This is a genomic window from Saccharibacillus sacchari, assembly GCF_037722395.1.
In the GTDB taxonomy this organism is placed as follows: Bacteria; Bacillota; Bacilli; order Paenibacillales; family Paenibacillaceae; genus Saccharibacillus; species Saccharibacillus sacchari_A.
Window position 1 is genome coordinate 193,464 of record NZ_JBBKAR010000026.1, and the last position, 12,480, is coordinate 205,943.

Genomic DNA, 12,480 nt, shown 5'->3' on the forward strand with positions numbered 1-12,480 from the left:
TGAATCGGCATCGCGAACCGACAGGACAGCGATAGGATGGATAATGGTTTACAGCCATGCTTGAAAAAGGAAAAGGAAGCCCGGCGCCGTCATTCGGCGTTCGGGCTTCCTTTTGTTGAATGCTCCTTTTTTCGATGCGTGCCGAAACGGAAGACATTCGGGATAACGGTCGGGATCGGTTTAATCGATCAACTCCGCTTTTTTCAGCAGACGCTGCACGATCGCGGCTGTTTCGGCACGCGACAGCGTGGCGTTCGGATTCAGTTTGCCGCCGCTGCCTTGCACCAGCCCGGAGGACAAAACGAAGCGAAGGTTTTCCGTGGCCCATTTGCCCACCTTATCCGCGTCGCTGTAAGCCTCAAGCGAAGTGCCGTCCGTCGTCGAGACCGGCTTGGCGACCTGTGCGGCCCGGGCCAGCACCGCGAATGCTTCTTGGCGCGAGATGGTATTCGTCGGACGGAACGTGCCGTCCGCATATCCGTCGATCAAGCCGTATTCGGCGGCTTTGGACACCGCTCCGGCATACCATTCGCCGGAAGGAACGTCGCGGAACGTCGATGCCGTTCCGTTATCCGGCAAGCCTAGCGCGCGTACAAGAATCGCGGCGAATTCGGCACGCGTCACGCTGCCCGACGGATTGAACCGGGAATCGTCGATGCCGTTGACGATCTGGCGCGAACCCATATCGTTGACGGCGGTTTGCGACCAGAGGCCCGCGACGTCAGTGAATTGTTTCGGACTCCAGATCAGCGCGTAATCGCTGTTGGTCAGGCTGTTGATTTCCGCGAAATACGTATCGTTGCTGCGGGTCACCGCTGTAGGCACGTGACGGATGCTTCCGTCCGCTTCGATCACGACGGCGGTCGTGATCCGGTTCGGATCGTACCCGCTCGGTACCGGCAATTCGCGTTCCACGTAATTCGAGAAGCTGTTCAAAGCCGCGGTCTGGTCGCCGTAGGTGGCCGTAATATCGAAATCGACCGGAGGCTGCACGACGGTGAAGCCGCTGACCGAAGCGCGCGTATTCAAAGCCGAGATGACGTTTGCTTCGCTGCGCTGTACCGTGATGTCCACTTTGAGCTGATCGGAAGCCGCGTTGCTGCCCGGCGCTCCGCCAAGCTGCGCAAGGCGCAGTTCCGAAGCGGGCAACGTATAGCTGCCGAGCGTCGTTTCGACGCGCAGCGTCGCGCCCCGATCCTGCAACAGTTGAACGGCTTCGCCGCTCAACTGCGTGCTGACTTTATCGGCCGTAGCCGTGACCGGAACGACGACCAGCGGGTTCGCGCCTTCTCCCGCCAACAGCGAAGTGAGCTTGCCGGTATCGATTACGGCGTTGAACACCGCTTGGCCGTTGACCTGAGTCAGAGCGCCGGTCGCGATTTGCTCGACCAACCGTCCGTTGACGCGGATCTCGAAGCCGCTCGATGAAGAGGCCGGAGGCGTTGTGGGCGTCGTCGGCGTCGTGACTACAGGCGAAGTCGTGACCGGTTCCGTCGCTCCTCCGTTATTGCCGCCCGGATTCGAGGCGGCTGCGCGCTCTACCCGGATCGTGTACACGTCCTGGGTGATTCCGTCCTGCGCGGTCACTTTGACCGCGATCGTGTTCGTGCCTACCGTAAGCTCGATCGGAGCGGACGATTCGCCGTTGGCGACCGAGACGCCCTGTACGGTGAACGTCGAGCCTTCCGTATAGACCGAAGCGGTCACGCTTACGCTGCTTGTCGCGTTCGGCACGTTCAGCGCGTATTCGCGCGTACCGCGATCAAAAGCCGGAGTCAGCGTAAAGCCGTTGATTGCCAGCGCTTGAAGATCGGCAACCGGCGAAGCGGGCGAAGCTTTGACGACGACCGCGAACTCGCGTATTTCCGATACGCTGCCCCGAACGATCGTAGCGGTCAATTTGACCGTCCGATCGCCTTCGACGTAAGAAGGTCGGGTCACTTTTCCGTTTTCGTCGATCGTCGCGGAAGCGTCGGACGTCCAGGAGATCGTCGTTCCGTTGGAACCGGTGATCGGCAGCGCGATGTTTTGCGTAACGGACGTTTTATCGTCGCCCGGAGCGAACCCGAGCTGCAACGCGTCGCGATCTTCGATTACCGCTTGTTCGTCGGTGATCGCCAACGCTTTGACCAATACGGTGAATGTTTTGATTTTCAGCGACGAGCCTTTTTGAATCAAGGCGTTAAGCGTGACGGTCGCATCCGAACTCGGATAAGAAGGACGCGTGACCGTACCGTCGTTCTGTATAACGTCCGGATTGCTGCTGACCCACGAGATCGTCGTCGCATGATCGCCGTTAAGCGGCAGGTCCAGGTTTTGCGTGACCGAATTGCTGCTGTCGCCTTGAGCGTAACCGATTTCCAGTGCATCGTACGTTTGTTGTACGGCATCGCTATCTGAAATATCGTTTCGCGTTATTGCGAGCGTGTACGTACGTGTCGCTCCGTCCGACATCGCGATGACAACCGGAACGGAATTGCTGCCGACCGATAATGAAACGGTTGTCGGGCTTCCACTAGTTGCGCTTATTCCGTCAACGGTTAACGTTTGCGGCGTGCCGACGGTTGTCGGCGTCACCTGAATGCTGGAAGAAGCATACTCCACAGTCGCCGTGTAGGAGAGCTGATCGGCGTCGAATGCCGGAGTCAGCGTGCCGGCGCTGATCGTGAGATTGCTTAAGTTCGGATTTTGCAAACGCGTCACTTGAATTGTATACGTTTGAGTCATATTGTTTTGAGCCGTGACGACAATACTGATTGTATTGCTTCCTGTACTTAAAGCAATCGTACCAGATGCACTGCCGCTGCTCACGTAACTTCCGTTTACCGTCACATTGGCTGTATTATCCGCCAAGGTCGGCGTAACGGTGACACTTGTTGTTGCATTTGGAACGCTGGTCGTATAACTCGTCGTGCCGGGAGCGAATACAGGCGACAGTGTACCCGCGCTGATAGTCAGATTGTTCAGGTCGTTGTTGGAACTGCCTTGTCTCACAATCGTAATCGTGTACGTTTTGGTTGTATTGCCATCCTCTGCCGTTACGGTCACTTGGATTGTATTCGCGCCTACTGCCAGCGGAATACTTGTCGTACTGCTTCCGCTTGTTGTCGTCGTTCCGTTTACTGTGATCGTTGCTGTATTTTCGGTCGACGTTGGCGTAATGGTGGTGCTTGTGGTCGCATTGGAAACGTTGGACGAGTAGTTAGTTATACTGGACGAGAAAGTTGGCGACAACGTGCCTGCGCTAATAGTTAAAGCGCTCAGTGTCGCATTGGTACTGGCAGCACGGATCACGGTGATCGTATACGTTTTGGTCGTCGATCCGTCCTGAGCGGTCACGACGACTTGAATGGTATTAGCGCCGACTGCCAGAGGTATCGTTTGAGCGCTGCCGCTGGTAGTGGTTGCTCCGTTCACGGTTACGGTTGCATTGGCCTGGTTTACGGTTGGCGTGACATTAATACTGCTCACGCTGTTCGCTACGCTTACCGAGTAGCTGGTTGTTCCCGAGGCAAACGACGGAGACAACGTCCCTTGGTTCACAGCCAGACTGCCGAGCGTAGCATCCGTACTTGCGGCCGCAGCGCGGGTCACAGTGATCGTATACGTTTTGGTCGTCGATCCGTCCTGAGCAGTCACGACGACTTGAATGGTATTAGCGCCGACTGCCAGAGGTATCGTTTGAGCGCTGCCGCTAGTAGTGGTTGTTCCGTTCACGGTTACGGTTGCATTGGCCTGATTTACCGTTGGCGTGACATTAATACTGCTCACGCTGTTCACTACGCTTACCGAGTAGCTGGTTGTTCCCGAGGCAAACGACGGAGACAACGTCCCTTGGTTCACAGCCAGACTGCCGAGCGTAGCATCCGTACTCGCGGCCGCAGCGCGGGTCACAGTGATCGTGTACGTTTTGGTCGTCGATCCGTCCTGAGCGGTCACGACGACTTGAATCGTATTGGAGCCGACTGCCAGCGGGATCGTTTGAGCGCTGCCGCTAGTAGTGGTTGCTCCGTTCACGGTTACGGTTGCATTGGCCTGATTTACCGTTGGCGTGACATTAATACTCGTTGCGTTGTTGGGTACACTAACGGAATAGCTTGTCGTTCCCGGAGCAAAAGTCGGGGACAAGGTTCCCTGATTCACTGCCAAGTTGCTCAAAGTAGCATCTGTACTTGTCGCAGCCGCACGGGTAACCGTGAGTGTATAAGTCTTCGTTGTCGATCCGTCTTGCGCAGTGACAACGACCGATATGGTATTGCTGCCGACTGCCAGACCGATCGAACTTGATGCGCTACCGCTGGTCACGGTTGTACCGTTGACCGTTACGGTAGCGTTTGTGCTGGATGTGGTGGGGGTAACGGTAATGCTTGTTGTCGTATTGGCGACGCTTGCCGAATAGCTAGTCGTTCCCGCATCGAATGTAGGAGTTAGCGTGCCCGAACTCAGTGACAAACCGCTTAGATTCGCATTCGTGCTGGCTGCGGCACGAGTGACAGTAATGGTATACGTTTGCGACGTGCTTCCGTCTTGAGCCGTTACGACGACAGGAATGGAATTGCTGCCGACACTTAGCGCTACGGCATGTGCACTACCGCTAGTTGTCGTTGTACCGTTGACTTTAACGGTAGCATTCGCCTGATTTACGGTCGGCGTGACGTTGATACTGTTTACCGTATAAGCAACGGTTGCGGAATAACTGGTTGTTCCTGAAGCAAAGGTTGGCGTAAGAACGCCCTGGTTGATCGCGAGATTGCTGAGCGTCGCGTCCGTTGAAGGGGCCGCGCGAGTGACGTTAATCGTGTACGTTTGCGTGGTCGTTCCGTCTTGTGCCGTAACGACGACAGGAATGGAGTTGCTGCCTACGCTGAGCGATACCGCTTGAGCGCTGCCACTCGTCGTGGTCGTTCCGTTGACTGTAACGGTTGCGTTGGCCTGATTCACGGTCGGCGTCACATTGATGCTGGTCACGCCGTAAGCCACGTTAGCCGTATATGCGGTTGTGCCGGAAGCGAAGGTCGGATTAAGCGTACCCTGATTGATCGCGAGATTGCTGAGCGTCGCGTCGGTCGACGGCGCGATCGACTGGCTTCGCAGTACTCCCGAACCTCCTCCTGCCACAAACAAATTATCGTTCGTGGCGATTCCGTACAAATCCTGATCCGTATTAGGGCTTTCTAACGTCCATGATGTTCCGTTAGATGATACAAGAACAATGCCACTTGAAGATACGGCGCCTCCAACGATTACATATTTGCCTCCGCTGTAACTAATATCGTACAAAGGACTTCCGGAAGAGGCGCTGATGCTTTGCGTGCTCCAAGTCGTACCGTTCGTGGACGTTGCGATCAATCCGTCGCTCGTCGCGTAGAACGTTCCGTTTAAATAACGCACGGAATATAATGAATTTCCGCTGGCAATAGGGCCTCTGCTGGTCCATGTAACGCCATTCGGCGAAGTGTACGTGACGCCGTTATCGCCTACTGCCACGAACAGGCCATTGCCGTATGCAACTCCCAAAAAATTGATTGTGTCCGGTTTCACATTCGTCCATGTTGTCGCATCGGACGAGTAGTACAGATTGCCCGAATTGGCTGCAAGTACGTAAGTGGAATTGCCATAAGCGACACCGCTTATGTTGAAAGCTGTATTGCCTGTACTGTAATTGGTCCAGGTTAAAGCATCGCTTGAAGTATAGACCCTTCCGCTATTACCGGTTAAGACCCATTTTCCGCTCGCGTAAGTCACGTTCAAAAAAGAATCGGTATAGCCTGCGTCCACCGTACGTTCCGTCCAGCTGGAACCATTGGAAGAAGTGACGATTTTACCACCGCCGTCGGTAGCCCCTACCCACATTCCGTTTCCGTAAGCGACTTTATAGATTGGATTTGTAGTATTCGAAGTCAAGGTAGACCATGACGTTGCGGCGGAAGCGTTTCCGCTCAGCCAGACGCTCGAAGTGAAAATAAGCAGTAAAGCGAGCGACAAGCACATAAATCGTTGCATGAAAGAACGTTGACGTTTTCTGAGCATATTTTTAAAACTCCTCTCGAAACTTCATGTACTTGCAACTGCGTCTTTGCAACTTATAATCTTTTGTATCCAAAAAAAGCACGACGTAATAAAAGAATAAATAAATGTACTTCTATTCTATATATTTACAAGTATATTAAACGTTGTGAATTGAATTTGATACCTCTATTTTCGTTTGTTCGTTAATTTTTTTCGTTGAAAACAAAGACGATATCAATACTATATCTATTCGATAGCAGCTTACGTTTTTTGGGGTAATAAAAAAGACATCATTCGCTTATTGTTCATATATGAAGGAGGCCCCACATGTCCAAACAATCAGATACAGCCCATTCCCCCAAACAGCTACAGACGGATATGCATTGGAAAGAAAACATCGTCTACGAAATCTATGTCCGCAGCTTCAACGACAGCAACGGCGACGGAGTCGGCGATCTGCGCGGCATTTTGGAAAAGATCGACTATATCGCCGACCTCGGCGTCACCGCCGTGTGGTTGTCGCCTATCTTCGATTCCCCGAACCGGGACTACGGCTACGACGTGATCGACTACCGCAATATCCACCCTCAATACGGCACGCTGGACGATTTCGACGAACTGCTTCAAGCGCTGCACGATCGGGAGATCCGCCTGATTATGGAGATCGTGCCCAACCATACTTCCGGCGACCATCCGTGGTTCCAAGCCGCGATTAGCGGTCCCGACAACCCTTACCGCGATTACTACATCTGGCGCTCCGGCGACGGCAAAGGCAATCCTCCCAACAACTGGACGTCTTTTCTCGGCGATTCGGCGTGGACGTTGGACGAAAGCAGCGGCGAATACTACTTCCACACGTACGCGTCGCATCAGCCGGATTTGAACTGGGAAAACCCTAAGGTGCGGGAAGAGATCATCGGCGCGCTGGACTTTTGGCTGGAAAAAGGGGTGGACGGTTTCCGGGTCGATACGGCGAACGTGCTGTCCAAAAACACGGACTTCCCGGATACCGACGATACGGAGCGCGTTCAGGGAAGCGGCGAGCACTTTTACAAAAACGGTCCGCGTATCCATGAATACCTTCGGGAAATGCGGGAAAAAGCGTTTTCGCGTTACCCGGTATTCACGTTGGGCGAAGCTTCGCAAGTCGAACTCGAAGACGTGGAAAACTACACCTTGCCGGAGCGGCGCGAACTTGACCTGATCCTGATGATCGAAGCGTCCAAAATCTGCGACGAGCCGAACGATATGTGGCAATCCAAGCCTTGGAAGCTCAGCCATATGAAAGACATCATGCGTAAATGGCTCAAAGACCTGCACGAAGACGCCTGGATCGGCATGTATCTCAGCAACCATGACCATGTGCGCATGGTTTCGTATTTGGGCGACGATCTCGAGCACCGCGAAGCGTCCGCCAAGATGCTGGCCGTGTTTCTGATGACGCTGCGCGGTACGCCCAATCTGCTGCAAGGCGAAGAATTGGGCATGACGAACGCGCATTTTTTCAACAGCATCGACGATATCAAGGAGCAGCAGGCGCTGGCGTATTACGAGCAGAGGGTACATGAAAAAGGCGAAGACCCCGAAACCATTTTAAGACGCGTCCTCGAAAAAAACCGCGACCACAGCCGGACTCCGATGCAGTGGACCGACGAAGCGGGCGCCGGATTCACGACAGGCAAGCCGTGGCAACGCATCAACCCGAACCACTCCGAGATCAACGCCGCCGAGCAGGAAAACGATCCGCACTCCGTGCTGAACCTGTACCGCCGCATGATCAGCTTGCGCCGCGACCATCCCGTGCTGACGCTCGGCACTTACGAACCGGTGCTGGACGACCATGAACATATCTATGCCTATTTGCGCGAAAACGACGACGAACGCTGGCTGGTCGTGCTCAATTTTTCCCGCACCGCCACCGCCTGCGAGCTTCCGGCCGATCTGCGCCAGCAGCTCGAGTCCGCCGACTGCGTAATCGGTTCCGACGATTCCCAAGCCGCTTCTTTTGCTCAAGGCCCGACCGACTTGGACGCTTATGCTTATTTCGTGTTCCGTATTGGTTAGGGCGTGTACGCAAACTCCGCCGGAAGCAGATTTTGCTGAATTTTCGTTCTCGGCAAGGAAAAGTGACGCAGTAGAGGGCGAAAAGGCAGTAAAAGATGCACGTCGCCTGAGTTTGCATACACGGCCTAAAAGAAGCTTTTGGAAAATCCCCCGTCAGGCGCTATACTAACGAAAAGCAAAAGCGCCACCCATCCCAGCCCGAGAGGTGAATCCATTTGAACATACCGATGAACGAAAGCGTTACCGTGCCCGGAATCAGGCGATATTTGAAAACGGCGGAAGATCTTTGGCAGCCGCAGGTAGACTCTTCCATACTGGTTTTCCGGCAGGAAAACGCGGCAGCCGACGAAGCACGGCTGCAAAGCGCATTGGAAGCGACCGAGACGCAAAGAGCGACGTTCGCGGAGCTGGGCGTGTTCGCCGTTCCGGCGAGGCTGGGCCTGCCGCGCGAAGCGCAAAGCGGCGATCTGCTGATCGAGCTGGGCGAAGTGCCCGGAACGCTTCATCCCGAAGCCTATCGGCTGGAGATCGGGGAATATGTCCGCCTTATTGCCGCCGATGACCGGGCAGTGCTGCACGGACTGCGCACGATTCGCCAACTGCTGCTGTCCGCGCGGGGCAAGCTGGCGTACGGAGCGATCGAAGACGAACCGATCTTGGGCGAACGCGCGCTGCATCTGGATATCGGGCGCAAATTTTATCCGCAGGAATGGATTCTGGAACGGATACGCGAAATGGCGGAGCTGAAGCTGAACACGCTCCAACTGCATTTTTCCGAACATGAAGGCTTTACGTTCGAGAGCGAGCGCCACCCCGAGGTGATGTCGGAGCGTTACCTGACCCGGCAACAAATCCTCGAAATCATCGAAGAAGCGCGCAAGCACCGGATCACGCTGATTCCTTCGCTCGACTCGCCGGGACATCTGGATTGGGCGCTGCGAGGCCGTCCGGAATGGCTGCTTCGCAACACGGCCGGAGAAACCGCCAAAGGCGCGCTCGATATTACCAATCCCGAAGCGGTAGCGTTCGTTCGCGATCTGATCGACGAATACGCCGAACTGTTCGCGGACAGCCCGTATTTCCATATCGGCGGCGACGAGTTTATCGACTTCGGCAAGTTCGACGATTACCCGCAGCTCGGCGAGTATGCGCGCGAGACGCTGGGAATCGAAAACGGAACGGGCGCGGACGCGTACGTCGCCTATCTGAACGATGTCGCGGAGCGCCTGGAAGCCGGAAACTTTATCGTGCGCGTCTGGAACGACGGGCTGTACCGCGAAGGCTTGGAGCAAAAAGTCGCGCTCAAACCGTCGATACAAATCACGTATTGGACCAAATGGGACCGGAAAATGGCATTGGCGCAAACGTTTTTGGCCAAAGGGCATCAACTGGTCAACTTCAACGACGCGTATTTCTATTACGTGCTGGGCGAACACGCGGGCTATATTTATCCGACAGGGGCGAAAGTGTACGAAGGCTGGTCGCCGGGCGTGCTGCCGCGTATCGCCGAAGGCGAGCCGCAGGAATGGAGCCTGCCGTACCCCGAAGGGCTGCTCGGCTGCTCGTTCTCCGTCTGGTCGGACAAGCCGCTGATGCAGACGGTCGAAGCGGTAGCGTCCGGCATTCGCGAACCGCTGCGCGCGATGGCGGAAAAAGCCTGGACAGGCGAGCGCCGGTTCGCGAAGTACGAAGACTTTGCCGAAGCTTGCCGCGCGGCGGGATTGCATAGTTAAAAAGAAGCGCAGGAAACCTTCGCCATACTTCGGCTCTGTTCGTCAGCCTTTTTCGGGTACACAATAAAGAACAGGAAAAACGGCGCATCCAAAAAGATGCAGGCGAATGGAGGAACTTATGATGCAAGCCAATCAGAACAACGGTCCGCAAAAGATCGAACTTTCCCCGCAAGCGGATCTGTCGGCGCACTTATCGGGATGGACGCCGATCTCGGCCGCGCTCGGTCACGACGGCAAAGCGTACCTGCTGTCGATCGACGAGCGGCCGGAATCGGAACCGGGGGTAGCTCTTACGAAGCTGAAAACCTGCCCGGCTTACAAAGTGCTGATCGTCGATCTTGGTTTTGCCGATGTCGATTCTGGCCTTCCCGGAGTCGATCGTCCGTCAGTCGACCGTCCTTCAAGCGGCGATCGCGACGATTTGGCCGATCCGGCAACAGCGCAATCCGCGATCCGCGAGATTCTGATCGAAGGCGAATCGTTCCATTATCATTACGTGCAGCCGTTGGGCGACGAACTGCTGGTGGTAGGGGCGAACAGCCGTTATTACGACCGCGACCGGTATGATCTGAACGCCGCCGTATTCGATCATGCGGGCCGCGCGCAGCGCAGGTTTTTGCTCGGCGACGGTGTCCAGCAGGTGCAGACGACCGCGGAAGGCCTGATCTGGACCAGCTTTTTCGACGAAGGCGTGTTCGGCAATCGCGGCTGGGTCCGTCCGGTCGGGGAAAGCGGGCTGATCGCCTGGGATCGCAACGGCATTCGCGTATTCACGAACAGCGAAGCGAATATCGCAGACTGTTACGCGTTGAACGCGGTATCGGACGAAGAAGTGTGGTTTTACTATTACACGGATTTCAAGCTTTGCCGCTTGTCCGGCCCGGCTGCCGTTCCGAACGTGTCTTTTCTCGATCCCGGATTGTCCGGCTCGTCGCTGATCGCGAAGGACGGCGAATCCTTTTTGATGGATAACGGTTACGGCAATTACGGGACGTATACCTTGATGCGGCAAAACGATTCCGGCGCATTGACCGCAGAACGCACGATCGAGTTCGTCAAGCCGGACGGCGAACGGATCGAACACGGGATGCGCGACGCGCGCGGCGGACAGATCTTGCTGTTCGAGGAGAATAAGCTGTATCGGTTTGCGTTAAACGAATAACGGACTCGGTCATGATTTTTTCGCGCACGATCCGTATTCCTATCTTCGTAGGCGTATCCATATCCGACTGTGATCCCGATCGCGGGCATTCGTTCGCGGTCGGGATTTTTGGCGTATTCGGCCCGGCGACGTACCCGCTGCTTGCGCGCCTCCCCATTTGTGCAAAAAAATTCTCCCCGATGTGCATTGTTTCCCGGAAAAGTCGCGGATAGAATGAGGAACAGATCAGTGAGAATGAAACTCAATTGGGGGATGGACAGAATGACACAGAGACAAAAAGCAGCGATCAAAACCGGGGCGTTAGCCCTGATTCTGGCGTTCGGCACGGCTTTGGCGGGATGCGGTTCGAACGCCGATACGCCAAACGCGGCAGCCGGAGAAGATTCTTCGGCCGCAACCGCCGTCGGCGAAAGCGGTACTTCGGCGACGTCCGCGGACAGCGCGAACGAAACGTCGGCCGAAACCCGCGTCGTCAAAGGCGAGTTCGGCGACGTGACCATTCCGGCGCATCCGAAGCGTCCGGCCGGCATTTACCTGGAAGACTACATGGTCGCGCTCGGCGTGACGCCTGTCGTGCAGTGGTATCATCCGAGCTGGGGCATTCAGGATTACCTGAAGCTCGATGTGCCGCAGTTCGATATCTCGGGTAGTCCGGAAGCGCTGCTGGCGCAGCAGCCGGATCTGATCATGGTCGACGGTGGCGTGGATCAAGCGGGATACGAGACATACTCGAAGATCGCGCCGACGTATCGGTTGCCGGAAAGCGTTCTTCAGGATTCCAAGCAGATTCTGCTCGCCGTCGCCGACGCGCTGGGTATCCCGGAAAAAGGCCAGGAAGTGCTGGACAAGTACGAGCAGATCGTAGCCGACGACAAAGCGAAGCTGGAAGAAACGGTAGGTGGCGAGACGGTCGCGGTGCTGCGCCTGAACGGCGGCGACAAAACGCTGGCGCTGTTCGGCATCAAAAACCGCTACACCGGCTCGTTGTACAGCGAACTCGGCTTGACGCCGCATCCGCTCGTGGGCGAGATGGAAGATTACCAACAGATCATTTCCGAAGAAGGATTGGCCGACCTCGACGCGGACCATATCTTCATTTTCCCCGCCAGCGGCGATTGGGATTCGGAAGAGAACAAAGAAGCGGAACAAATCATGGACCGCGCAGTCTGGAAATCGCTGAAAGCCGTGCAAAACGATCACGTCTACGTGGTCGAACGCTCCTACTGGCAGTCTGGCGGCATCCAGGCCAATATGTTGAAATTCGAAGACGTGATGAAGCATCTGGCTCCGTAAAGGGAGGCAGCGGTCAGAGATTGAATGCTTGAGAATTAGAAGCTTCGGGATATAGGTTTTGGAAAAAATCCAAATAGAACGAGCCGCCAGAGCACTTCCGGCGGCTTGTTTGCGCGTGGGAGAGTTACATTTTTATGACGCTGACGCTGACGCTGACGCTGACGCTGACGCTGACGCTGACGCTGACGCTGACGCTGACGCTGAATCGCTAGGTTGTAT

The 12,480-nt window shown here is 55.6% G+C and carries 5 protein-coding genes; 4 read left to right on the forward strand and 1 reads right to left on the reverse strand.

Annotated features, from left to right (window positions below; genetic code table 11):
* Positions 1 to 180 precede the first annotated feature (180 nt).
* Positions 181 to 6,030: a cadherin-like beta sandwich domain-containing protein gene (locus tag WKI47_RS08160; protein WP_340226661.1), complete on the reverse strand. Its 5,850-nt coding sequence runs from the start codon at positions 6,028 to 6,030 to the stop codon at positions 181 to 183.
* Positions 6,031 to 6,336: 306 nt separating this feature from the next.
* On the opposite strand from WKI47_RS08160, the gene WKI47_RS08165 reads away from it, so the two are divergent.
* From WKI47_RS08165 to WKI47_RS08180, 4 genes are all read left to right on the forward strand, one after another.
* Complete coding sequence (locus tag WKI47_RS08165) at positions 6,337 to 8,073, forward strand: alpha-glucosidase (protein ID WP_340226662.1); 1,737 nt, start codon at positions 6,337 to 6,339, stop codon at positions 8,071 to 8,073.
* Positions 8,074 to 8,288: 215 nt separating this feature from the next.
* Positions 8,289 to 9,806 (forward strand): glycoside hydrolase family 20 protein, encoded by a 1,518-nt coding sequence (locus WKI47_RS08170; protein ID WP_340226663.1) that lies wholly within the window; start codon positions 8,289 to 8,291, stop codon positions 9,804 to 9,806.
* Between the two features lie 118 nt (positions 9,807 to 9,924).
* Positions 9,925 to 10,968, forward strand: coding sequence for a hypothetical protein (locus WKI47_RS08175; RefSeq protein ID WP_340226664.1), 1,044 nt, complete (start codon positions 9,925 to 9,927; stop codon positions 10,966 to 10,968).
* A gap of 261 nt (positions 10,969 to 11,229) precedes the next feature.
* Positions 11,230 to 12,261, forward strand: a complete 1,032-nt coding sequence (locus WKI47_RS08180; RefSeq protein WP_425355444.1) for an ABC transporter substrate-binding protein — start codon at positions 11,230 to 11,232, stop codon at positions 12,259 to 12,261.
* Positions 12,262 to 12,480 lie beyond the last annotated feature (219 nt).